This window comes from Streptomyces sp. Act143, from assembly GCF_003143935.1.
GTDB lineage: Bacteria > Actinomycetota > Actinomycetes > Streptomycetales > Streptomycetaceae > Streptomyces.
The window spans coordinates 904308-926834 of sequence record NZ_QFRX01000001.1 but is presented as its reverse complement, the minus strand read 5'-3'; the positions used below and the strand labels follow the sequence as shown (position 1 = coordinate 926834).

21 protein-coding genes are annotated in these 22527 nt (G+C 72.7%); 8 read left to right on the top strand and 13 right to left on the bottom strand.

Annotated features, from left to right (window positions below; all coding sequences use genetic code 11):
- Positions 1-2 precede the first annotated feature (2 nt).
- From DI272_RS04080 to DI272_RS04060, 5 genes are all read right to left on the bottom strand, one after another.
- Positions 3-2936: an AAA family ATPase gene (locus DI272_RS04080; RefSeq protein ID WP_109493756.1), complete on the bottom strand. Its 2934-nt coding sequence runs from the start codon at positions 2934-2936 to the stop codon at positions 3-5.
- A 54-nt stretch (positions 2937-2990) separates the two neighbouring features.
- Positions 2991-3344, bottom strand: a complete 354-nt coding sequence (locus DI272_RS04075; RefSeq protein WP_109493755.1) for a UBP-type zinc finger domain-containing protein — start codon at positions 3342-3344, stop codon at positions 2991-2993.
- Positions 3341-4798 (bottom strand): ATP-binding protein, encoded by a 1458-nt coding sequence (locus DI272_RS04070; RefSeq protein WP_109493754.1) that lies wholly within the window; start codon positions 4796-4798, stop codon positions 3341-3343. Before DI272_RS04070 ends, DI272_RS04075 begins: the two co-directional genes overlap by 4 nt.
- Positions 4795-6471 carry an FAD-dependent oxidoreductase gene (locus DI272_RS04065; RefSeq protein WP_109493753.1) on the bottom strand — a complete coding sequence of 559 codons (1677 nt, stop codon included), beginning with the start codon at positions 6469-6471 and terminating at the stop codon, positions 4795-4797. The genes DI272_RS04070 and DI272_RS04065 overlap by 4 nt, the downstream gene beginning before the upstream one ends.
- Positions 6472-6538: 67 nt before the next feature.
- Positions 6539-6898 (bottom strand): VOC family protein, encoded by a 360-nt coding sequence (locus DI272_RS04060; RefSeq protein WP_109493752.1) that lies wholly within the window; start codon positions 6896-6898, stop codon positions 6539-6541.
- A 63-nt stretch (positions 6899-6961) separates the two neighbouring features.
- Between DI272_RS04060 and DI272_RS04055 the strand changes: the two genes are divergently transcribed.
- A complete protein-coding gene (locus DI272_RS04055; protein WP_109493751.1) occupies positions 6962-7840 on the top strand; it encodes a universal stress protein in 879 nt (292 codons plus the stop codon).
- Position 7841: 1 nt separating this feature from the next.
- On the opposite strand, the gene DI272_RS04050 is transcribed toward DI272_RS04055, so the two are convergent.
- The 4 genes from DI272_RS04050 to DI272_RS04035 form a co-directional block, all read right to left on the bottom strand.
- Entirely contained in the window at positions 7842-9083 is a 1242-nt protein-coding gene (locus tag DI272_RS04050) for a DUF4032 domain-containing protein (RefSeq protein WP_109493750.1), read from the bottom strand.
- A 41-nt stretch (positions 9084-9124) separates the two neighbouring features.
- Positions 9125-9871, bottom strand: a complete 747-nt coding sequence (locus DI272_RS04045) for an MBL fold metallo-hydrolase (protein WP_109493749.1) — start codon at positions 9869-9871, stop codon at positions 9125-9127.
- Positions 9861-11093: an acyltransferase gene (locus tag DI272_RS04040; RefSeq protein WP_258314458.1), complete on the bottom strand. Its 1233-nt coding sequence runs from the start codon at positions 11091-11093 to the stop codon at positions 9861-9863. Before DI272_RS04040 ends, DI272_RS04045 begins: the two co-directional genes overlap by 11 nt.
- Positions 11094-11203: 110 nt before the next feature.
- A complete protein-coding gene (locus DI272_RS04035) occupies positions 11204-11833 on the bottom strand; it encodes an alpha-ketoglutarate-dependent dioxygenase AlkB (protein WP_109493747.1) in 630 nt (209 codons plus the stop codon).
- Between the two features lie 119 nt (positions 11834-11952).
- Here DI272_RS04035 and DI272_RS04030 point away from each other — a divergent pair, with 119 nt between their 5' ends.
- The gene (locus tag DI272_RS04030) at positions 11953-12570 is read left to right on the top strand and encodes a TetR/AcrR family transcriptional regulator (RefSeq protein WP_109493746.1); all 618 of its coding nucleotides are present in this window, start codon (positions 11953-11955) and stop codon (positions 12568-12570) included.
- A gap of 16 nt (positions 12571-12586) precedes the next feature.
- Positions 12587-14260: an FAD-binding dehydrogenase gene (locus tag DI272_RS04025; protein WP_109493745.1), complete on the top strand. Its 1674-nt coding sequence runs from the start codon at positions 12587-12589 to the stop codon at positions 14258-14260.
- 75 nt (positions 14261-14335) lie between these two features.
- Here DI272_RS04025 and DI272_RS04020 read toward each other — a convergent pair whose 3' ends face one another.
- The gene (locus DI272_RS04020) at positions 14336-14683 is read right to left on the bottom strand and encodes a DUF488 domain-containing protein (RefSeq protein ID WP_109493744.1); all 348 of its coding nucleotides are present in this window, start codon (positions 14681-14683) and stop codon (positions 14336-14338) included.
- A 140-nt stretch (positions 14684-14823) separates the two neighbouring features.
- On the opposite strand from DI272_RS04020, the gene DI272_RS04015 reads away from it, so the two are divergent.
- The 4 genes from DI272_RS04015 to DI272_RS04000 all read left to right on the top strand — a co-directional run bounded on the left by DI272_RS04015 (position 14824) and on the right by DI272_RS04000 (position 19569).
- Positions 14824-16209, top strand: a complete 1386-nt coding sequence (locus DI272_RS04015) for a M1 family metallopeptidase (RefSeq protein WP_109493743.1) — start codon at positions 14824-14826, stop codon at positions 16207-16209.
- Between the two features lie 90 nt (positions 16210-16299).
- Positions 16300-17037, top strand: coding sequence for a L,D-transpeptidase family protein (locus tag DI272_RS04010; protein ID WP_109493742.1), 738 nt, complete (start codon positions 16300-16302; stop codon positions 17035-17037).
- Positions 17038-17056: 19 nt separating this feature from the next.
- A complete protein-coding gene (locus DI272_RS04005; RefSeq protein WP_109493741.1) occupies positions 17057-17737 on the top strand; it encodes a response regulator transcription factor in 681 nt (226 codons plus the stop codon).
- Positions 17734-19569, top strand: coding sequence for a HAMP domain-containing sensor histidine kinase (locus DI272_RS04000; RefSeq protein WP_109493740.1), 1836 nt, complete (start codon positions 17734-17736; stop codon positions 19567-19569). The genes DI272_RS04005 and DI272_RS04000 overlap by 4 nt, the downstream gene beginning before the upstream one ends.
- Here DI272_RS04000 and DI272_RS03995 read toward each other — a convergent pair.
- On the bottom strand, positions 19525-19779 hold the full coding sequence (locus tag DI272_RS03995; protein ID WP_109493739.1) for a WhiB family transcriptional regulator: 255 nt from the start codon (positions 19777-19779) through the stop codon (positions 19525-19527). The genes DI272_RS04000 and DI272_RS03995 overlap by 45 nt on opposite strands.
- A 108-nt stretch (positions 19780-19887) precedes the next feature.
- Complete coding sequence (locus DI272_RS03990) at positions 19888-21108, bottom strand: saccharopine dehydrogenase family protein (RefSeq protein ID WP_109493738.1); 1221 nt, start codon at positions 21106-21108, stop codon at positions 19888-19890.
- A gap of 112 nt (positions 21109-21220) precedes the next feature.
- On the opposite strand from DI272_RS03990, the gene DI272_RS03985 reads away from it, so the two are divergent.
- A complete protein-coding gene (locus DI272_RS03985) occupies positions 21221-21946 on the top strand; it encodes a TetR/AcrR family transcriptional regulator (RefSeq protein ID WP_109493737.1) in 726 nt (241 codons plus the stop codon).
- Here the strand turns inward: DI272_RS03985 and DI272_RS03980 are convergent.
- Positions 21935-22483 carry a LysR substrate-binding domain-containing protein gene (locus DI272_RS03980; protein ID WP_109500674.1) on the bottom strand — a complete coding sequence of 183 codons (549 nt, stop codon included), beginning with the start codon at positions 22481-22483 and terminating at the stop codon, positions 21935-21937. The genes DI272_RS03985 and DI272_RS03980 overlap by 12 nt on opposite strands.
- Positions 22484-22527 lie beyond the last annotated feature (44 nt).

Sequence of the window (22527 nt, the reverse complement as noted above, 5' to 3'; positions counted from 1 at the left end):
CGTCACTCGGCGGTGGCTATCAGGCCCTCGCGGTAGGCGACGGCCACCGCCTCGGTGCGGCTCGCGGCGCCCAGCTTGGCCAGGATGTTGGAGACGTGGACACTGGCCGTCTTGCCGCTGATGAACAGCTCCTCGCCGATCTGCCGGTTGCTGCGGCCGAGGGCGAGGAGCCGCAGCACGTCCTGTTCACGAGCGGTCAGCGGCGAGGGCCCGTCCGGGTCCTTCGGCGCCGACAGCCGGCCCCGGCGGATCAGCGTGTCCGTCTGCTCCAGCAGGAGCGTGGCCCCCAGCCGTACCGCCGCCTCCCGCGCCGCGGCGGCCTCGACAGCCGCCTCCTCGCGCCGATCCGCCGCCAACAGCGCCTCGGCGTACCGCAGTTGGCAGCGGGCGCGCTGATAGATGTCACCGAAGTCGAACGCGGCGACCGCCTTCTCCCAGGCCGCCACGTCCGGACCGGAGACCGCCCGCGCCCACTCCGCCTCGGCGCGCGCCAGCCACGCCTGCCCCTCCGGCCCCTGCGGGGTGCGGTCCTCGCCGCGCCGGGCCGTGTGCCGGGCCAGCTCCACCAGCTCGTCCGCCGTCGCCGTCCAGCGTCCGGCGCCCGCCTCGTCACCGGTCATCCGCAGCGCCACGGTGGTGTCGGCGACCGCGGACAGGGCGAGGGCGGCGAGCCGGACGGCGACGTCGGGACGGGTGCCGGCGTCGTCGGTGAGGGCCTTGACGGACGAACGCAACTGCTCCACCGCGGCCTCGGCGTCCCCGCGCAGCGCCGCCGCCTCGGTCAGCGCGATGGCCGCGACGAGGGTGGCCATCCAGTCGAAGGGGCCCTGGAGCAGGTTCCTGGCCCGGTCGACGGCCGTGAAGTCGCCTCGCGCGAGGGCGACATAGAGGGCCGGCCCCGCCGCGTACCCCTCGATCGCGGGCAGCATGTCGCCGCCGTTCGCCGCGCGCAGCGTCTCGTCCCAGCGGCCCAGCGTGTAGAGCACCAGGAGCTGGAGATGCCGCATCGCCTGGGGGTACAGCGAGGACAGCAGCCCGGCCCGGCGGGCCCGGTCGATGCCCTCGGACAGATGGGGGAGCGCCTCCTCCAGGTCACCGGACTCGTAGCTGCCGATGGCGAGGTTGAACAGCGCGCGCAGCTCCACCGAGGTGTTGCCCGAGCCGTGCGCCAGCTCCCGTGCCTGACCGAGGAGCGCCCGCCCTTCCGGGCTGCGTCGGCCGGCGCCTTCCAGACCGGTGAGGGAGATGAGCAGATCCGCCCGGGCATCCGCCGCTCCCAGCTGGTCGGCGACCCGCAGGGCCTGGTGGGCGATCCGCAACGCGGTCTCGTCCTCCCCGACATGACGGGCCGCCATGACGTGGGTGGCCGCCGCCCACACCCAGGTCCGCGACGGCGGATCGGCCGGGATGAGGGCGAGCGCCTCGCTGCTGTACGCGAACGCCGCGGTCAGGTTGTCCACGCTGATCAGGTTCCCGGCGAGGGTGTAGCGGACCCGGGCGGCGAGCTCGGAGTCGGCGTCCTGGTCGATGCCCGCCAGCGCGGCCCGGGTCAGGGAGACCGCGCGGTGCGACTCACCGGCGTGCGCGGCCGCGGCGGAGGCCCGCAGTGTGAGGGTGACCCGGTCCTCGGACGGACGCGCGGACACCTCCACCGCCGACCACAGGTCGAGAGCCGTCTCCAGATGCCGCAGCTCCTCGGCCGGCGCCCCGACGCGCTGGGCGTGGTCGGCCGCCTCCAGCGAGGCGGTCAGGGCCTCGGGGAGATCATGGCTCTCCCGGTAGTGGTGGGCCCGCTCCGCCGCCGACTCGGCCCGACGGCCGCGGCCGGTCAGCAGCCGGGCGAACGCGCCGTGCAGCCGGGCCCGTTCGCCGGGCAGCAGATCGGCGTAGACCGCCTCGCGGGCGAGGGCGTGCCGGAACGAGTACGTGTCCCCGTCCCCCGGCACCAGCAGCTGCCGCCCGACGGCCTCGCGCAGCGCCGCCTCCAGCTCGTCCTCCGGAAGCCCGACGGCCTCCCGCAGCAGGTCGTGCTCGACCCGCCGCCCGGCGACGGCCGCCGTGCGCAGCACCAGCTGAGCGGTGTCTGGCAGCTGCTCGAACCGGATCAGCAGGACGTCGGCCAGCCCGCTCGGCACCCCGCCCAGCTCGGTGTCGGTCGCCGCGACCAGTTCCTCGGCGTAGAAGGCGTTGCCCTCGGCCCGCTCCACGATCCGCCGGACCGTGGCGTCCGGCAGCGGCCGGTCCCGCAGCGCCTGTACGAGCTGCGCCACCTCCGGGTCGGCCAGCGGCCGCAGCTCCAGCCGCTCCACGGCGGGCAGCCGCACCAGCTCGGCCAGCAACGGGCGCAGGGGATGGCGCCGGTGCAGATCGTCGGCGCGGTAGGAGGCGAACAGTGCGATCCGGTGCGTGGGCGCCCCGCCGGCGGGCCGTTGCAGAATCCCCCGGCTGAGCAGGAACCGCAGCAGGTCCCGCGAGGACTGGTCGGCCCAGTGCAGGTCCTCCAGGACCAGCAGCACGGGGGCCACGTCCGCCAGATCGGCCAGCAGCCCCGCCATCCCCTCGAAGAGCCGCAGCCGCCCGCCCATGTCCCGCACGTCGTCGGTGCCGCCGCCGAGCAGCCGGTCGACCACCGGGTGCCCGGCGAGAACGTCGGCGAACCGCTCGTCGGCGGCCAGCGCCCCGAGGATCTCGGTGAACGGCAGATACGGCAGACCGACGTCACCGAGGTCGACACAGTGCCCGGTGAGCACCGTCATCCCGGCCCGCGCGGCCCCTTGAGTGACCTCGTCCAGCAACCGGGTCTTGCCGACCCCGGCGTCCCCGCCGATCAGCACGGCCCGGGCGGCCCCGCCGCGGGCCCGCTCAAGGAGCGCGCCGAGGCGGGCCAGTTCGTCGTCACGCCCGACGAGTGGAGAGGAGAAGGAGGTCAGAGGCACGGATACATCCTGTCACTGTGCCGACCCGTTCGGGCGCGGGGGGAGCCCCGGCGCTCAGCCGCGCGGCGCCCTCGCCCAGTCCGCGGGCACCCGGCCCGCGGGTCCCGGCGCGGGCTGGTCCGCCGGATGGCTGTCCGGGCCCGCCAGCGAGGGCCCGGACTCGAACAGCTCCTCGGTCCGGAAGTTCCAGAACCACTCCTCGCCGGGCTCGTAGCTCTGCACCAACGGGTGCCCGGTCTCCTCGAAATGGGCCGTCGCGTGCTTGGCGGGGGAGGAGTCGCAGCACCCCACGTGCCCGCACTGCGCGCACCGGCGCAGATGGAACCACCAGCCGCCGGCGGCGTCGCACTCCAGGCATCCGTTCCCGCTCGGCGGCACGCTGGGGTCGAGTCCGTCGATGTCGCTCATGCCAGCTCCTCGATCGTGTCGTTTTCCTCGGCGGTGAGCGGCAGCAGCACCTGGAAGCGGGTGTCGCCGGGCTCCGACTCGACCTGGAGCGTGCCGTGGTGCTTGTTCACCACGATCCGCCACGAGATGTCCAGTCCGAGCCCCGTGCCCTCGCCGACCGGCTTGGTGGTGAAGAACGGGTCGAAGATCCGGCCCCGGATCTCCTTCGGCACGCCGGGCCCGGTGTCCCGGAACTCCACCAGCAGCCGCTCGTTCTCGAGAGCGGTCCGCACGGTCAGCGTCCCTTCACCGCCCGCGCCGTTGATCGCCGCGACCGCGTTGTCGATCAGGTTCGTCCACACCTGGTTGAGCTCCGCCGGGTAGGCGGGGATCTTCGGCAGCGTCCGGTCGTAGTCCTTGACGACCTTGATCTGCTGCCCGATCTTGCCGGAGAGCATCAGCAGCGTGCTGTCGAGGAGTTCGTGCACGTCGGCGTTCTGGAACGGCGCCCGGTCGAGCTGCGAGTACTGCTTGGCGGCGTCGACGAGATGCGAGATGCGGTTGGTGGAGTCGTTGATCTCGTCCATCAACAGCTCGGTCTCGACGGTGTAGTTGAGCCAGCCGATCGCGTTCGGCAGCAGCTCCGCGTCCACGGTCGCCGCGACCTGGTCCAGCCAGTCCACGTCCAGTCCGGCCTGGACGAAGGTGGGGGCGAGCCGCCAGCCGTTCTGGATGTCGTGGTCGTCCAGCCAGTCGGTGACCGCGTCCTCCCGGTCGGAGGCCTCCAGTGGGCTCAACGTCGGCGCCTTGGCGACGCGTTCGGCGGTGCGGTCCTGGATGTCGATGAGGTTCGCCATCACCTCGGGGGCGTAGTTCCCCTGGGCGATGACGGCGAGCTTGTGGCGCATCTTGCCCACTCGCTCCCGCAGGGTCGCCGTCGCCCGCACCGCCGCCGCGGCCGGATTGTTCAGCTCGTGCGTGAGTCCCGCCGACAACGAGCCGAGCGCCAGCAGCCGTTCGCGCTGCCCGACGGCCCGCTGGGTGCTCTTCGAACCGAAGAACAGTCCCTCCAGCAGATGGACCGCCATCGGGAACCACTCCTGCATGAAGTCCGAGAACGTCTCTCCCGGCAGCACGAAGAACCGGGTGGGCTCGGTGACCCGCATGGAGTTGTTGTAGACCTGCGGCACCCGGTCGCCCAGATAGGCCTGCATCGACCCGGCGTAGACCCCCCGTTGGGAGGTGCGGGTGACCTCGACGTCGTCGCCGCCGACCCGGCGCGAGAGCACCACCGTGCCCTCGATCATCACGTAGAAGCAGGTGGCGGGCTCGCCCTCGGTGTAGACGGGGCCGGGCTCGAACCGCTCCACCCGGCCCGCGCTGCACAGCTGCCCCAACTGCTCGGCGGACAGCTTCTCGAACAGGAACAGCGACCCGACCTCCTCCGGGCTGCACGGCATCAACTGCCCGCTCACGACTGCTCCAGATACCGGTGGACGAGCATCACGGCCATGGCTCCCTCTCCGACGGCGGACGCGACCCGCTTGGCGGACTCGGCGCGGGCGTCGCCCGCCACGAACACGCCGGGGATGTTGGTCTCCAGGTGGTACGGCGGCCGGTCCAGCTCCCAGCCCGCCGGCGGCCGTCCGTCGGCGGTCAGGTCGGGCCCGGCCAGGATGAACCCGTGGTCGTCCCGCAGCACGGTGCCGTCCAGCCAGTCGGTGAGCGGGGCCGCGCCGATGAACACGAACATCCACTGCGCGTCGACGAGTTCGGTCTCCCCGGTGTCGACATCGCGCAGGGTGAGCTGCTCCAGGTGGTCGGAGCCGTGCGCGGCCTCCACGACGGTCCGGGCGCGCACCGAGATGTTGGGCGCCTCGTTGATCTGCTGGATCAGGTAGTACGACATCGACGCGGCCAGGTCGGGCCCGCGCACCAGCAGGGTCACCGACTTGGCGCCCCTGGACAGGTACATCGCCGCCTGACCGGCCGAGTTGGCGCCGCCGACGATGTAGATGTCCTGCCCCTGGCAGGAGGCCGCCTCGGTCAGCGCCGAGCCGTAGTAGACCCCGCACCCGGTCAGGTCGGTGCAGCCCGGCGCCTCCAGCTGCCGGTACGACACACCGGTCGCCAGGATCACGCTGTGCGCGGCGATCGCGGAGCCGTCGGAGAACCGTACGACGCGGGCCGCGCCGTTGATCTCCAGTGCCGTGACATCGCGTGCGGTGAGGATCTCGGCGCCGAACTTCGCGGCCTGCCGCCGGGCCCGGTCGGTGAGCTGGGCACCGGACACGCCGTCCGGGAAGCCGAGGTAGTTCTCGATCCGGGAGCTCTGCCCGGCCTGCCCGCCGGTCGCCGACCGCTCCACGAGCACGGTCCGCAGCCCCTCCGACGCCCCGTACACGGCCGAGCCGAGCCCGGCCGGACCGCCGCCGATGACGACCAGGTCGTAGAACTCGGCCGTGGGCGTGGTCGCGAGCCCCACCTGCGCGGCGAGCTCGGGCGCCTCGGGGGCGACCAGCGGCGTCCCGTCCGGCGTGACCACCAGCGGCAGCCGCTGCCCGTCCTGCCCGGCCGCCGCCAGCAGCCGCTGCCCCTCCGGCTCGTCGGCGGAGTACCAGCGGTACGGCACCTGGTTGCGGGCCAGGAACTCGCGGACGTCGGAGGAGCGGGCCGACCAGCGGTGCCCGACCACCTTGGTGGCCGGCACCGGCCGGTAGTCGCTGCACCTCCACGCCTCCAGCAGGTCGTCGAGGACCGGGTAGAGCTTCTCCTCCGGCGGGTCCCAGGGCTTGAGCAGGTAGTGGTCGAGATCGACGACGTTGATCGCGTCGATCGCCGCACTGGTGTCGGCGTACGCCGTCAGCAGCACCCGGCGCGCACCCGGGTACACGTCGAGGGCCCGCTCCAGGAACTCGATGCCGTTCATCTGCGGCATCCGGTAGTCGGCGAGGATCACGGCCACCAGGTCGCCGCGCAGCTTCAGCTCGCGCAGCGCCTCCAGCGCGGACTCGCCGGACTCGGCGCGCACGATCCGGTACGACTCGCCGTAGCGCCGCCGCAGGTCTCGGGCGACGGCACGGGAGACTCCCGGGTCGTCGTCCACGGTCAGGATGACGGTCCGCGCTGCTTCGGCGGCCTGTGCCATGCGTCTCCCACCCCGGGTTTGTCGGCTGTGGCTGTCGCCCATCGTATGTTCGAACGTCCTGCTTCGCTCAGGTATGCGGTGTCCCGCCGCTCAGCACACAGAACTCGTTGCCCTCGGGATCGAGGAGCGTCACCCACGAGAACCCGCCGTACGCGGGATCGGCGTGCCGGGCGCCGAGCGCGAGGAGGCGGGCCACCTCGGCCGCCTGGTCGTCGGGGCGGAAGTCGAGATGGAGCCGGTTCTTGATCGTCTTGCCCTCGGGTACCGGAGCGAAGAGCAGGCCCGGCAGCCGGTCCTTCTCCGGACGGATCTCGTACTCCTGCGGGTCGTCGTTGACGACGACCCAGCCCAGCGCCTCGGTCCACCAGCGGCCCAGGGCCACGGGATCGGCCGCGTCCACGTTCACTTGTTCCCACACCAGGCTCATGGCGGCAGCGTAGTGAAGACTAAGGGCAGGTGCCTGATCATTTACGCCGAGGGAGACAGCCGTATGACGCGCCCGATCACCGCAGGTCTCGACGGAACCGAGGAGAGCCTCGCCGCCCTGGAGTGGGCGGCCCGGGAGGCCGTCCGCCGGGGGCGGGAGCTGCGGGTCGTGCAGGCCTGGCGGTTCCAGACGGACGTGGCGCTCGACGTGCTGGCCGACCCTGAGCAGCAGGCCCAGTGGGTGCGGGCGGCGATCGCCGAGGCCGCCGAGGGCGTCGCCGCCCGGCACCAGGGGCTCGTCGTGACCACCGACGTCCTGGAGGGCGACACCGTCGAGGCGCTGGTGGAGGCCGCGGCGGGCGCCGAGATGCTGGTGCTGGGCTCGCGCGGGCACGGTCCGGTCGTCGGGTTCCTGCTCGGCTCGGTCGGACAGCAGGTGATCGCCGAGACGACCCGGCCCGTCGTCCTCGTCCGCGCCGGGGACGAGCCGGCCGCCGAGGCCGCGGGCCGGGAGATCGTCGTCGGCCAGCAGGGCGAGGACCCCGAGGACAGCGCCGCCGCCCTCGGGTTCGCCTTCGAGACCGCCGCCGCCCGCGGGGCGACCGTGCGGGCGGTACGGGCCTGGACGCTGCCCCCGGTGTTCGCCTACAGCCCCGCCTCGCTCGCGCTCCTCGACGAGGCGGGCGGTCTGGAGCCGCGCGAGAAGCAGGCGCTGGAGGCGGCCCTGAAGCCCTGGCGGCAGCGTTTCCCCGACGTCCCCGTCGTCGAGCACGTCGAGATGGGCAGCGCCGGTCAGGTGCTGCTGTCGGTGGCCGGGCGGGCCCAGTTGATGGTGGTCGGCCGCCGCGCCCGGCGTACCGCCGTGGGCGCCCGCATCGGATCGGTCGCGCACGGCGTCGTGCACCACGCGGGCTGCCCGGTGGCCGTCGTTCCGCCCGCCTGAGTCACTCCGCCACGGGCTCGGTGGGCTGGAGCGTCTCGCGGGCCTTGGGGAGGATGTTCTCGATGTAGTCCTCGACCGCCGTGTCCAGGCCGATGTCGTGCTGCGCCCGCTCGGACAGGTACCAGCGGTGCTCCAGCAGCTCGTGGTAGATCTCCGCCGGGTCCATCGAACCGCGCAGTTCCAGCGGTACGGCGCGCACGGTCGGCCGGAACACGTCCCGCACCCAGCGGTGCGCGAGCACCTCGGGGCGGGCGCCGAGGGGGTCGCCCGGGGCGTAGTCGTCCTGGGTGGCCATCCAGCTCTCCAGGTCGTTGAGCAGCCGCCGGGCCTGGTTCTCCTCGGTGTCCAGACCCGTCAGGCGCAGCAACTGGCGCTGGTGGTGGCCGGCGTCGACGACCTTGGGCACGAAGGTGACCGTGTCGCCGTTGGTCGCGTGCTCGATCTGCATCTCGGCCACGTCGAAACCGAGGTCGTTGAGGCGGCGGATGCGGCGCTCGATGTAGTGGTACTTGCCCGCCGGGTAGACCGAGGTGCGGGTCAGCTCCTCCCACAGGCCGCGGTAGCGGTTGCAGATCTCCATGCCGAACTCGATCGGGTCGACGGAGGGGTGCAGCGCCCCGGAGGCCTCCAGGTCGAGGAGCTCGCCGCTGATGTTCACACGGGCGAGATCGAGGTCGTACTCGCGCTGCCCGTTGCTCAGCTGGGGGTGCAGTTCGCCGGTCTCGGCGTCCACCAGGTAGGCGGCGTAGGCGCCCGCGTCCCGGCGGAAGAGGGTGTTCGACAGCGAGCAGTCGCCCCACGCGAAACCGGCCAGGTGCAGGCGGACGAGCAGGACGGCCAGGGCGTCCATGAGCCGGTGCATGGTCGCGGGCCGCATCGTCGTCTCGAACATCGAGCGGTACGGCATCGAGCCGCCCAGGTGCCGGGTGACCAGCACGGACTCCAGCGGGTTGCCGTCGGTGTCGGTGCGGCCCGTGACCACGGCGAGGGGGTCGACGGAGGGGATGGCGAGCCGGTCGAGGTCGCGCAGCATGTCGTACTCGTTGAGGGCGGGCCGCTCGGCGAGCTCCTTGACGGCGATGACCTCGTTCCCGGCGCGGGCGTAGCGCACCACGTGCCGGGATATGCCGCGCGGCAGCGGGACCAGGACCTCCTCCGGCCACTCCTCAAGGGGGACGTCCCACGGCAGCTCCAGCAGGAGCGCGGGGTGCTCCGGGTTCGTCGCGCTGATCTGCAGTGCCATGGGGCGTTCGTCCTCGTCTCGCCGGTGATCGTCACCTCACCTTAGAGGGCGCGCTCCTTGGCCTGAAGTGCCGCTTCACGGACCGGACCGCGGTGGACCGGGCCGTGCCCGGGCAGCATGAGGTCGCCCTCCAGCTCCGCGAGGACGTCGAGCGAGGCCACGGCACGGGCGCGCTCGTGGTGGAACATGTCCGGCAGCAGCTGCGGGCCCTTCAGCCGCGCGGTCGGGTGCCCGGTCACCAGGGCGTCCCCGGAGATCAGCACCCCGGCGTCCGGGAGGTGGAAGGCGACGTGACCGTCGGTGTGCCCCGGCGTGTGCACGGGGACCGGGCGGCCGGGCACGTCGAGCGGGCCCGGCTTCGCGAACGCCTCCGGCGCGGTCACCGGGACGTGCTCCTTGCCGCCGGAGCGGATCGCGTGCAGCGCCCACGGCAGCACGCCCGGCCGCCAGCCGTTCCTCAGCACGTCGCCGACGGTGACCTGGTGCAGGAACTCCCGTCGGGCGTGCGGTACTTCGGCCTCGTGCAGCAGGACGGGGGTGCCGTACGCGGCACGCAGGTGCTCGGCGGAGCCCAGGTGGTCGTTGTGGGCGTGCGTGATCAGCACCGCCGTGACCGCCGCCGGGGAACCGCCCACCCGGGTGAGGGAGTCGAGGAGCTGTTCGCGGTCCCCGGGGTAGCCGGTGTCGACGAGGGTGACGGCGTCGCCCTCGGTGAGGATCACCCAGTTGGTGTTCGAGCCGTGCACCAGGTAGGTGCCGTCGGCGACTTGCTGCACTTCAGCCCGCATGATCGTCCCGAGTGTGAGGAGGTTCCCTGCCCGACGGGGGCATCACATCAGACGGGGTGGGAGAGGTGTCCGGCGGGGCCGCCCGCATGCCGAACAGGATGCGCGTCGGCCGCGTCCGGCGCACCCCGTACTCGTAGACCGCGAAGATCACCGCCAGCGAACCGGCCACGATCGCCGCGTACTTGACCACGAGCGGCGCGGACCAGCCGACCACCCCGTAGGCGAGGGCGACCACGACCGGCTGGTGCAGGACGTACACCGGCAGCGCCGCGATCCCGAGGTACACCAGCACGCGCGACGGTGACCGCCGGACCGCGCGCGGCCGGTCCAGCAGTCCCAGGATCGCCACCACCCAGCACCAGCCCGCCGCCCCGAACACCGCCCGCGTCACCAGTGCCACCGCGTTCCACTCGGTGAACGGGTCGTCCAGTGTGAGGAACCCCGGGGCGCTCCCGGCGAACAGCAGCACGCCGGTCCAGCCCACCGGCACGGCGATCCGCCGCAGGGCGGCGCGGACCCGGTCGTCGTCGGCGTGGACGTAACCGAAGAGGAAGAACAGCAGGTAGGCCCACCGGTTCCAGCCCGCGAAGCCCTCCTCCGTCCCCAGCAGCGCGTTGATCGCGGCGACCGGCAGGGCGGGGAGCAGCAGCAGGGCCGGGCGGCGCGCCACCCGCTCGCCCGCCCGCTCGCCCCAGGCCGCCAACGGCCCGGCGACCGGGGCGAGGAACAGGCTGAAGACGAGCAGCAGCACCACGAACCACAGATGCCCCGTCTCGAAGTACTCCCCGTCGAGCACGAACGGGAAGTCGCCGAGGTCGAGGTGGACGGTGAGGAAACGGGACCAGAAGTGCAGGTACGACTCGTGGTACCCGGAGTGGGCCGCCCGCAGGCGCAGCCACTGCGGGAGCGGGCAGAGCACGACCGTCCCGACGACCAGCGGGACGCCCAGGCGCAACAGGCGTTCGCGGGTGAAGCGGGAGGCGCCGCGACGGCGGATCGAGTGGCGCGAACCGAGGCCGGCGACCAGGAACAGCATCGGCATCGCCCAGACCACCCCGAGTCCGGCGAGCACGGTGATCGCCTCGGTGGTGTCCGCGTTCTTGACGTAGTAGTCGTCGTCCGGGGAGAACACCAGGGCCGAGTGGAAGAAGACCAGCCCGAGGACGACGAAGACGCGCAGTGCGTCCAACTCGCCGCGGCGGGCCCGGGTTTCCACCGTCACGTGCTCCAGTGTGCGGGCGCCGCACAGCCCGGCACAGAGGAAGGGCTGCCTCCGGCACCGTCCGCCGGAGGCAGCCCCCTGCGCGCATCCGAAGCGGCCGCCTCTCCGCCTCAGTGCACGCCGTGCGGGCGGAACTGGACGCTGATGCGCGGTCCCGCGGCGCGTGCGGTCTTCGGTACGCAGTGCTCCCAGGTCCGCTGGCAGGAGCCGCCCATCACGATGAGATCGCCGTGGCCCAGCGGGCGCCGGACCGTGCCGGAACCGCCGCGCACCGGTCGCAGCAGCAGATCGCGGGGCGCGCCGACCGAGAGGATGGCGACCATGGTGTCCTCGCGGGCGCCCCGGCCGATCCGGTCGCCGTGCCAGGCGACGCTGTCCCGGCCGTCGCGGTAGTGGCAGAGCCCGGCGGTGGTGAAGGGCTCGCCCAGTTCGTCGGCGTAGTGGGCGCTGAGCGCCTCGCGGGCCTCGGCCAGCACCGGGTGCGGGAGCGCCTCGCCGCGGCCGTAGTACGCGAGCAGTCGGGGGACGGCGACGACGTTGTCGTACATCTTCCGTCGCTCGGCGCGCCAGGGGACCTCGGCGGCGAGCTGTTCGAACAGGGCGTCCGAGCCCGCCAGCCAGCCGGGCAGCACGTCGATCCAGGCGCCGGAGCCGAGCTCGGTGCGGGTGACTCCGTCCAGGGGGCCGAGGCTCAGGCGGTCGGTCTGGTCGAAGAGCGAGGACTGGAGGTGCGTGCTCATGGAACCAGCGTACTCCTTATTCGAAAACATGTTCCCATTGAAGAAGTTCCCGCCGGGAAAAGGGCTCTTTCGATACATCGGTGTATCGGATACATTCGCGTATCGAACGGAGGGCAGTCATGGAGACAGCGCGGCGCGTGACCAAACGCCGGGTGCGCACCCGCGCCAACCTGCTCGACGCCGCCTTCGCCGTCTTCGCCGCCAAGGGCTTCGGGCGGGTCTCCATCGAGGAGGTCTGCGAGGCCGCCGGGTACAGCAGGGGCGCCTTCTACTCGAACTTCGACAGCCTGGACGAGCTGTTCTTCGCCCTCTACCGGCAGCGCGCCGACCTGATCGCCGAGCAGGTCTCCGGCGCACTGGCCCTCGACGGACCCGACCTCGACGTGCCCGCCGCCGTCGACCGGGTCACCGAGGTGCTGCTCCTCGACCGGGACTGGCTCCTGGTGAAGACGGACTTCCTGGTGCACGCCGCCCGGGAACCGGCCGTCGCCGAGACCCTGCTGGAGCACCGTGCGCGGCTGCGCGAGGCGATCGCCGAACGGCTGGCCCGGGCACGGGGCCACACCGAGCTGCCCGCCGTGCTGGGCGGCCGTGACGGCGCCGCCCATGCCGTGGTGGCCGCGTACGACGGGGTCACCACCCAACTGCTCCTCGACCGGGACGTGGAACGCGCCCGGGCCTGGCTCAAGCAACTGCTCACCGCACTGCTGACCGACGGCAGTCACACCACCGCATGAGGAAGGGACGGTCGCCATGGATGCCGACGTCATCGTCGTCGGAGCCGGCCTCGCCGGCCTGGTCGCCGCGCACGAACTGACCAGCCGGGGCCGCCGGGTCGCGCTCGTCGACCAGGAGAACGCCGCCAACCTCGGCGGTCAGGCCTTCTGGTCCTTCGGCGGGCTGTTCCTCGTCGACTCCCCGGAACAGCGGCGGCTCGGCATCAGGGACTCCTTCGACCTCGCCTGGAACGACTGGCAGGGCAGCGCCGGCTTCGACCGCGTCGACGACGAGGACTCCTGGGCGGTGCGCTGGGCCCGCGCCTACGTCGAGTTCGCGGCCGGTGAGAAGCGGTCCTGGCTGGAAGGGCACGGCATCACGTTCCTGCCCACCGTCGGCTGGGCCGAGCGCGGTGACCTGCGCGCCCACGGCCACGGCAACTCCGTGCCCCGCTTCCACATCGCCTGGGGCACCGGCACCGGCGTCGTCGAACCCTTCGTGAACCACGCCAAGCAGGCCGCCCGGGACGGACTGCTGACCTTCCACCACCGCCACCAGGTCGACGCCCTCGTCATCGAGGACGGCCAGGCCCGCGGCGTACGCGGCACCGTCCTCGCCGAGGACAGTTCCGCCCGCGGCGTGCGGTCCAACCGCGACCGCGTCGGCGACTTCGAACTCACCGCCCAGGCCGTCGTCGTCACCACCGGCGGCATCGGCGCCAACCACGACATCGTCCGCCGCTACTGGCCCGCACGCCTCGGCACCCCGCCCACCGAGATGGTCACCGGCGTCCCCGCCTACGTCGACGGCCGCATGCTCGACATCAGCGCCGAGGCCGGCGTCCGCCTGGTCAACCGCGACCGCATGTGGCACTACACCGAGGGCCTGCAGAACTGGGACCCGATCTGGCCGGGACACGGCATCCGCATCCTGCCCGGCCCGTCCTCCCTGTGGTTCGACGCCCTCGGCCGCCGGCTGCCCGACCCCTGCCTGCCCGGCTACGACACCCTCGGCACCCTCAAGCACCTGCGCACCACCGAGGACATCGCCGGGTACGACCACTCCTGGTTCATCCTCACCCAGAAGATCATCGAGAAGGAGTTCGCGCTGTCGGGCTCCGAGCAGAACCCCGACATCACCGCCAAGGACCGCGTCGGGTTCCTCAGGACGCGGGTGCTGGGCAAGGGGGCCCCGGGCCCGGTCGACGCGTTCCTGCGCAAGGGCGCCGACTTCGTGTCCGCGCCCGGCCTGGAGGAGCTCGTCGAGAAGATGAACGCCCTCACCGACAAGCCGCTCCTCGACGCGGCCGACATGCGGCGCCAGATCGAGGCCCGCGACCTCCAGATGGCCAACCCGTACAGCAAGGACGCCCAGGTCCAGGGCATCCGCAACGCCCGCCGCTACATCGGCGACAAGCTCGGCCGGGTCGCCGCCCCGCACCGCATCCTCGACCCCGCGGCCGGGCCCCTCATCGGCGTCAAGCTGCACGTCCTGACCCGCAAGACCCTCGGCGGCATCCAGACCGACCTGGACTCACGGGCACTGGGTGCCGACGGCGCGCCGATCGAGGGCCTGTACGCGGCCGGCGAGGTGGCCGGCTTCGGTGGCGGCGGCGTGCACGGCTACAACGCGCTGGAGGGGACGTTCCTGGGCGGCTGCCTGTTCTCGGGGCGGGCGGCGGGACGAGCGGCGGCGCGGCAGACGGGCTGACGCGTCGGTCGGGCGGTCGGGCGGCGATCCGATCGGAGGCCCCGCCGCCCCGCGGCCGGGCGATCGCCCGGCCTCTCACCCCAACAGCTGTACGAGCACGGCCGCGTGGCTCTCCTCGGGAGCCTTCGCGGCCGTCAGCAGCGTCACCGTCCCCTTGCCCGCCAACTCCCGGACGTGATCGAGGAGTTCGGACGCCTCCGGTGCGGCCAGCTCCGCCTCGTACCGGCGGGCGAACTCCTCGTAGGACCCCTCGCCCGCGTGGTACCAGCGGCGCAGCTCGGTCGACGGGGTCATGGCCTTGGGCCACTCGTCCACCCGGGCCGCGTCCTTCGACAGGCCGCGCGGCCACAGCCGGTCGACCAGGACTCGGACGCCGTCCTCGGGCTCGGGCGATTCATAGACGCGGCGGACGCGAATGCTCACGGCGGGCCTCTCTCCGGGGTCGGGGGCGTGCCCGGAGCGTAACTCCGGGCACGCCACGACTTGACCTGATCCAGGGCGAGTTCCGCGGAGATCACCCTTAGTGTGAAGCCGTCTTCCGCCCCTCGACCGCAGGAGCGCACGTGCCCAGATCCGTCAGACGCGCCTTCGTCCTCGGAACCGTCCCCGTCGCCCTCGTCACCCTGCTCGGCGCCGCGGCACCCCCGTCGTCGGGGACGTCCGGTGTCGGCGACCCCTACTTCCCGCTGGCCGGCAACGGCGGCTACCACGTCCACCACTACGATCTGACCCTCCGTTACGACCCGGCCGGCCGCCACCTCTCCGGCACGGCCGTCCTCACCGCCCGCGCCGGCCAGAACCTGAGCCGTTTCAACCTCGACCTGAACGGACTGAAGGTCACCGGCCTCACGGTCGGCCGCGACAAGGCGGACTTCAGCCGCGACGGACAGGAACTCACCGTCACCCCGCGCCACGCCCTCCACCGGGGCCAGTGGTTCCGCGTCACCGTCACCTACCGGGGCACCCCGGCACCGGTCACCGACCCGGACGGCTCGCTCGACGGCTGGATCCCCACCGACGACGGCGCCTTCGTCGCGGGCGAGCCGCAGGGCGCGATGACCTGGTTCCCGGCGAACAACCACCCCAAGGACAAGGCGTCGTACGACTTCACGATCACCGTCCCCGACGGCCGCACCGCCGTCGCCAACGGTGTCCTGCTCGGCCGGCACACCGCGCGCGGGTACACCACGTTCCGCTGGCGCCAGAGCGAGCCCATGGCCGCCTACCTGGCCACGGCGACGGTCGGGAAGTTCAAGGTGGAGCAGTTCACCACCCGCGACGGCATCCAGGTCTACAACGCCGTCGACCCCCGGGAGGCCGGCGCCGCCGCGCCGGTGCTGAGGAAACTGCCGTCCGTCCTGGAATGGGAGAGCAAGCTCTTCGGGCCCTACCCCTTCAAGGCCGCCGGTTCGATCGTCGACCGGGCCCCGAACGTCGGCTACGCGCTGGAGACCCAGACGCGTCCCGTGTACGACCGGGCACCCGACCTCGGGACCCTCGTCCACGAGAGCGCCCACCAGTGGTTCGGCGACTCCGTCACCCTCACCTCCTGGAAGGACATCTGGCTCAACGAGGGCTTCGCGACCTACGCCGAGTGGCTCTACGAGGAACAGCACGGCGGCGACAGCGCGCAGAAGACCTTCGACGCGCTGTACGCCCGGCCGGCGAGCGACGGCCTGTGGGAGTTCCCGCCGGGCGACCCGGGCAGCGGCGCGAACATCTTCGGCACCCCCGTGTACGCCCGCGGCGCCATGGCCCTGCACAAGCTCCGCACGGCCGTCGGCGACCGGACGTTCTTCCTGATCCTGCGGGCCTGGGCCGCCGGACACCGCGACGGCCACGGCACCACCGCCCAGTTCGTGCGACTGGCGGAGCGCGCGTCGGGGAAGGACCTGGACGGTCTGTTCCAGACCTGGGTGTACGGACAGGGCAAGCCGAGCGCACCCTAGGGAAGGGTCGGCCGAGCGCTCCTGAGAAGGGGGCGACGACCCGAGCCGCAACCTGACGAGTTCCAAACAAGTGTCCGCGAAGGTCGACCCATGATCACTCGCAGACCGCATGCCGCGCTGCTCGCCGCCTCCCTCGTCCTCACCGGGTGCGGGGGAGGCGCCGCGGCCACCGCCGAACCCCCGCGACCGCCGGCCCCCACGTCGATTCGGCCCGCACCGCCGGTCTCCCTCGACGTGGCCCCGCAGCAACTGCCCGGCCTCGGCCCGAAGACCTGGGCGAAGGTGCCCGACGACGCCCGGCAGGCCGTGGTGGTCACCGGCCGCGGCCGGAACTCCCCGCTCTCCACGGTCGTCCTCTACGAGCGCACCGGCCACGGCTGGCAGGAGGGGGAGAGCTGGCCCGCGCACAACGCGCTGCGCGGCTGGACCGACCACCACCGCGTCGGCGATCTGCGCTCACCCGTCGGCGTGTTCACCCTTACCGACGCCGGCGGACGGCTCCGCGACCCCGGCACCCGGCTCCCGTACGACCAGGGCCCCGGCTTCACCGCGAACGGCACCGGCTCCCGGGGCGAGCCCCTCGCGGGCTCCTTCGACTACGTCGTCGCCATCAACTACAACCGCGTGCCCGGCACCACCCCGCTGGACTGGACCCGCCCCCTCGGTGCGGAGCGCGGCGGCGGCATATGGTTCCACGTCGACCACGACGGGCCGACCCAGGGCTGCGTCAGCATCGCCAAGGAGCACATGAAGGAACTGCTCCGGGCCCTGGACCCCGACCGGCACCCGGTCGTCGTGATGGGTGACAACGATTCCCTCGCCCGCTGAGCCGTCTAGGATCCGCCGGGTGTGCGCACATGTGCTGGTCGCCGAGGACGACGAGATGCAGGCCGAACTCATACGCCGCTCCCTGCTGGCGGAGGGCCACACCGCCACCGTGGTCCACGACGGCGGAGCGGCCCTGGACGCGGTGCGGCGGCTGCGGCCCGACCTGGTCGTGCTGGACCTGATGCTGCCCGTGTTCGACGGGCTCGGCGTGTGCCGGGCGCTGCGCCGGGAGGGCGACGTCCCGGTGCTCATGCTCACGGCCCGGGCCACCGAGGACGACGTGCTGCTCGGCCTGGACACGGGCGCCGACGACTACATGACCAAGCCCTACAGTCCGCGCGAGCTGATGGCGCGGATCCGGACGGTCCTGCGCCGCAGCGGACGCGGCGCCGCCCCCGTTCGGGCGGCCGGGCTGCACGTCGACCCCGTGCGGCACGAGGTGCGCTGCGACGGCGAGACGGTGGAGTGCACGCCCGCCGAGTTCGCCATCCTGCTCGCCATGACCGCCGAGCCCGAACGCGTCTTCTCCCGGCGGCAGTTGCTGGAATGCACCCGCGGCATCGACCGGGCGTCCACCGAGCGGGCCGTCGACGTCCACATCATGAACCTGCGCCGGAAGATCGAGGCCGACCCGCGCAGACCGGTGCGGCTGCTGACGGTGTTCGGCGTCGGGTACAAGCTGAGCGGCGGTCGCGGATGAGACGCCCCGGTATCCCGCTGCGCAAGCGGCTGCTGGTCCGGCTGCTCGTCGCCACCGTCCTGATCGCCGTCTGCTCCGTGGCGGCGACCGCGTGGCTGGCGGTGGAGACGACCACCCGCGCCCTGCGCGACGAACAGGGACAGGTCCTCGCCGAGGACACCGACGTCCTGGCCCGGCTCAGCGGCCACGCCGCCACCCACCCCGACTGGAAGGGCATCGAGAAGACCGTACGGGAGCTGTCCGCGAAGACCGGGCGGCGGATCGCCCTGACCACCACCGAGCGCACCACCATCGCCGACTCCGCACCACCGGGCACCGCCCTGCCGCCGCGCGCCGCCGCCACCATCGACCCGCTGCGCACGGACACCTACACCGACCGCGGGGCACAGCGCAGCGGCATCGATCCGCGCGTGGTGGGTCCCTATCTGCTGCCGGCCCAGGAACGTGCCAGGCTCGGCAAGCTGGCCGAGGCCAGGAAGCGCTGCTTCGCCCGCCACGGCATCGTGACCACGATCGTGGACACCCCCAGTGGCCGTCCCGCCCTCAGCAACGACGACGACGTGCCCCTGGAGTGCGCCGACGGCAGACTCAACTCCCCGACCCAGACCGAGGAGAAGGCGCTCGGGCAGCTGTCGGAACTGGCACGCGACTGCCTGGACCGGCACCACCTGGACTTCACCCCGCCGCTGTTCGTGACCGTCGACGTCGGCGACCGGAACCTGCCCACCCGGTACGGCATCGGCAAGCTCGCCGCCCAGCCCCAGAACCAGGCCGCCCGCGCCGCACAGCGCTGCCTGGACAGCGCGCGCCGGGTCCAGCTCGACCCGTACGTGGCGCCGCGCGCCGAACTGTTCCTCGGCATCGGCGACACCCCCGCCGTGCGCTTCGACATGTCCGCGGCCAACAAGGCCAAGGTCTTCGGCGCCGCCGGGCTGGTGCTCGCCGTCACCGTCGCCGTGACCGTCGTGGTCGCCACCCGGCTCGTCCGGCCGCTGCGGGCGCTGACCGAGGCGGCCCGGCAGCCGCCCGAGCTCCATGTGCGGGTGCCCGTCACCACCCGGGACGAGACCGGCATCCTCGCCGCCGCCTTCAACGCGCTGACCGAACGCCGCGAACGCCTGGAGGAGCAGCGCAAGGCGATGGTCAGCGACATCGCCCACGAACTGCGCAGCCCGCTCACCAACATCCGCGGCTGGCTGGAGGTGACCAAGGACGGCCTCGTCGAGCCGGACACCGCCCTGCTCACCTCCCTGCACGAGGAGGCCCTCGTCCTCCAGCGCGTCATCGACGACCTCCAGGACCTGGCCGCCGCCGACGCCGGCACGCTGCGGCTGCACCGCGAACCCGTCGCCGTCGGTGAACTGCTCGGCCAGGTCGCCGCCGCCCACCGCGTCGCGGCCGACGCGGCCGGTGTCGCCCTGCGCACCGACACCCAGGGCGCGCCCTGGTCGGACGCCGACCCGGTGCGGATGCGGCAGGCGCTCGGCAACCTCGTCTCCAACGCCCTGCGCCACACGCCCGCGGGCGGCTCGGTCACGCTGTCCGCGCGTGCCGACGGCGCCGACGTCGTCCTGGAGGTCGCCGACACCGGCAGCGGCATCGCCGCCGAGGACCTGCCGCACGTCTTCGAGCGCTTCTGGCGCGCCGAGAAGTCCCGCAGCCGCCGCACCGGGGGCAGCGGCCTGGGCCTGCCGATCGTCCGCCATCTGATGGCCGCGCACGGCGGCACCGTGGAGGCGGCGAGCGAGCCCGGCGCCGGAAGCGTCTTCACGCTGCGCGTCCCCGGCCTAGCCGGAGGAGCGTCCGGCCCTGGCCCGGCGCCGTTGCAGTGAACGTCGTTCGGCCTCGCTGGTGCCGCCCCAGACGCCTATGGCCTGCCCGGTCTCCATGGCCCACTCGAGGCACCGCTCCCGGACGGGACAGCGGCGGCAGACCGCCTTCGCCTGTTCCGTCTGGACCAGTGCAGGGCCGGTGTTGCCGATCGGGAAGAAGAGGTCGGGGTCCTCGTGGCGGCACGCGGCATGGTCTCGCCAGTCGTCCATCGATGTCACCTGCGCTCGAAGTCGTCCGTGCCCTCGCGGATGGCTTACTCGCTTTCGGGTCACCTGTCGATGCGTATGTGAAACAACGGAGTTCTGGGAGGCGCGGTTCTACTGCTCGCGCAGACCCCAGGGCGAGCCGTACGCGGTGAGCAGCTCCAGGAACGGGCCGGCGGGGAAGGCCTCCGGGCCGAGGACGCCCGCGCCCTTCCAGGCGCCGTCGGCCAGCAGTTCGAGCGCGACGACCGGGTTGACCGCCGTCTGCCACACCACCGCCTGGCTGCCGTACTCCGCCATGGACCACTGGTTGTCGACCACGTGGTAGAGGTACACCTCGCGCGGCGCCCCGTCCTTCACGCCCTTCACCCAGGTGCCCGCGCAGGTCTTGCCGTGCATCCGCTCGCCCAGCGTCGCCGGGTCGGGCAGGCACGCGGCGACGACGTCCCGGGGCGAGACCCGGACGGGCCCGTCGGGGCCCGGGACCGTCACCGGGCCGGTGCGGTCAAGACCCAGCAGACGGAGCGTCTTGAGCGTCTCGATGAACTCGTTGCCCAGCCCGTACTTGAAGGTGACCCGCCCGGCCCCGATCCAGCGGGGCATCAGCAGCACCTCCTCGTGCTCGACGTTGACGCACTCCACGGGGCCGATGCCCGCGGGGAAGTCGAACACCTCGGGCTCGCTGAACGGGGCGGTGGTGAACCAGCCGCGGTCGGCCTCGTAGACGACCGGCGGGTTCAGGCACTCCTCGATCGTGGTCCAGATGCTGAAGGACGGGGCGAAGTCGTAGCCGTCGACGGTGAGGTTCGCGCCGTCGCGGACCCCGATCTCCTCGATCTCGTCGAAGAGTTCGTCCGCCGCGTAGCGCGCGAAGACGTCCGACAGGCCCGGCTCGACACCCATGCCGACCAGGGCCAGCAGCCCCGCCTTCTCCCACTCCGCGGCGTCCTCGAACTGCGCGTCGCCCAGCTTGACCCCGCACTCCTCGTAGGGGCGCTCGGGGTGCGGGCGCGACAGGGACATCGCCATGTCGACATACGTGGCGGAGGCGGCGCGTGCCGCACGGAACAGCGGCATCACGAAGCGCGGATCGGTGGCGTTGAGCAGGACGTCACAGGCGTGCCGCGCCAGCAGCTCCGTCACGGCCGCCTCGTCGCCCGCGTCGACGCGCTCGGCCCGGAACCGGGTCCCGGCGTCGTCGAGCGCCGCCACGGCCGCCTCGGCCCGCGCCAGGTCGTAGTCGGCCACCACCATCGCCTCGAAGAACGGCCTCCGGGCGGCGATCCGGGTGATGGCGGTGCCCACCCCTCCGGCACCCACGAGCAGTACACGCATGACAAGACTCCTACGGCTGAAGGTCTACGACGTGACGGGGCCCCGGCTGAGATACAACGCCGCCTGCTCACGTAAGGTCAATGGCGTTGGCATAAGAGGGAAAGGAGCGGCCGTGCCGAAACCCGTGGTGCCCGAGGAGAAGCGGCGCCGCCGCCGGCCCACCAAGAGCGGCACCGTCCTGTCCGAGGAACTGATCGTCGAGACCGCGCTGCGCATGCTGCGCGAACACGGCAGCACAGGGCTGACGGCCCGGCGCCTGGGACTCGCCCTGGACGCCGACCCGAGCACCCTGTACCGCTACTTCCGCGGCATGGACGACCTGACCCTCGCGATCGGCGACGCGCTCATCGGCCAGGCCCTGCGCGGCTGGCGCCCGACGGGGGAGTGGCGGGCGGACCTGCGGGCCGTCGGCCTGCGCCTCCACGCCGCGTACGTCGCCCACCCGCAGGCCGCCCTGCTCACGACGAACCGGGTCACCGGCCGCCCGAACGAACTGGCCGCCGACGAAGCGGTGTTGGACGTGCTGCGCACGGCCGGCTTCCCCGTGCCCGACACCGTGCGGATCTACCACGCCTTCATCGACCAGACCCTGGCCTTCGCCGCCCTGGACGCCGCCTCCCTCGCCCTGCCGAGCGCCGCGCTCCACGCCGACGAGGACATGTGGAGCTCGACGTACGCCCGGCTGCCCCGCACCACCCACCCCCGCATCGCCGAGGCGGCGCCCCTGCTGGCCAAACGCATGGTGGACAGCGCCTATCCGACGGCGCTGGAGATGCTCCTGGACAGCGCGGCGGCGCAGCTGGCGGCGCTGACCGGCGAGGAGTGCTCAGCTCCGTAGCGCCTCCGCCGCCGCGGTGGTGACGGCGTCGGCGACCGCGGCCAGGGCGGGGGAGTCCGGTTTGCACTGCTGCCAGTACAGCGGGGCGTCGACCGGCCGCTCCGGCGCCGGCTGGATCAGGCGCCCGGCGCGCAGCAGGGGGCCCGCCTGCACCTCCGGGACCATGCCCCAGCCCAGCCCCAGCGTGACCGCCCCCACGAACCCCTCGGAGGTGGGGATGGCGTGCCGTGCCGGGCTCGCCCCGCCGGCACCGCCCCGCAGCTCCCGCGCGAAGCGGTCCTGGTAGGAGTCCCGCCGGTCGAAGGTCACCACCGGTGCCTTCGCCGGCGCGTCGCCCAGCGGCCCGCCGAAGTGCCGGTCCACGAGACCGGGGCTCGCCGCCGCGACGTACCGCATGCGGCCCAGCGGACGTCGGCCTGGTCGCCGCGACGATGATCGCCCTCCGCCTTCTGCTGATCGCCGGGGCCTGAGGAGCCCGGCAACGGCCGTTCCGCAAGCTGAGATCGCGCGTCCCGCACGCTCGGACGGAAGTGCCATAGTGAACCCTGGTTCCGGAAAGATGTAACGAGCAACCAGGAAGT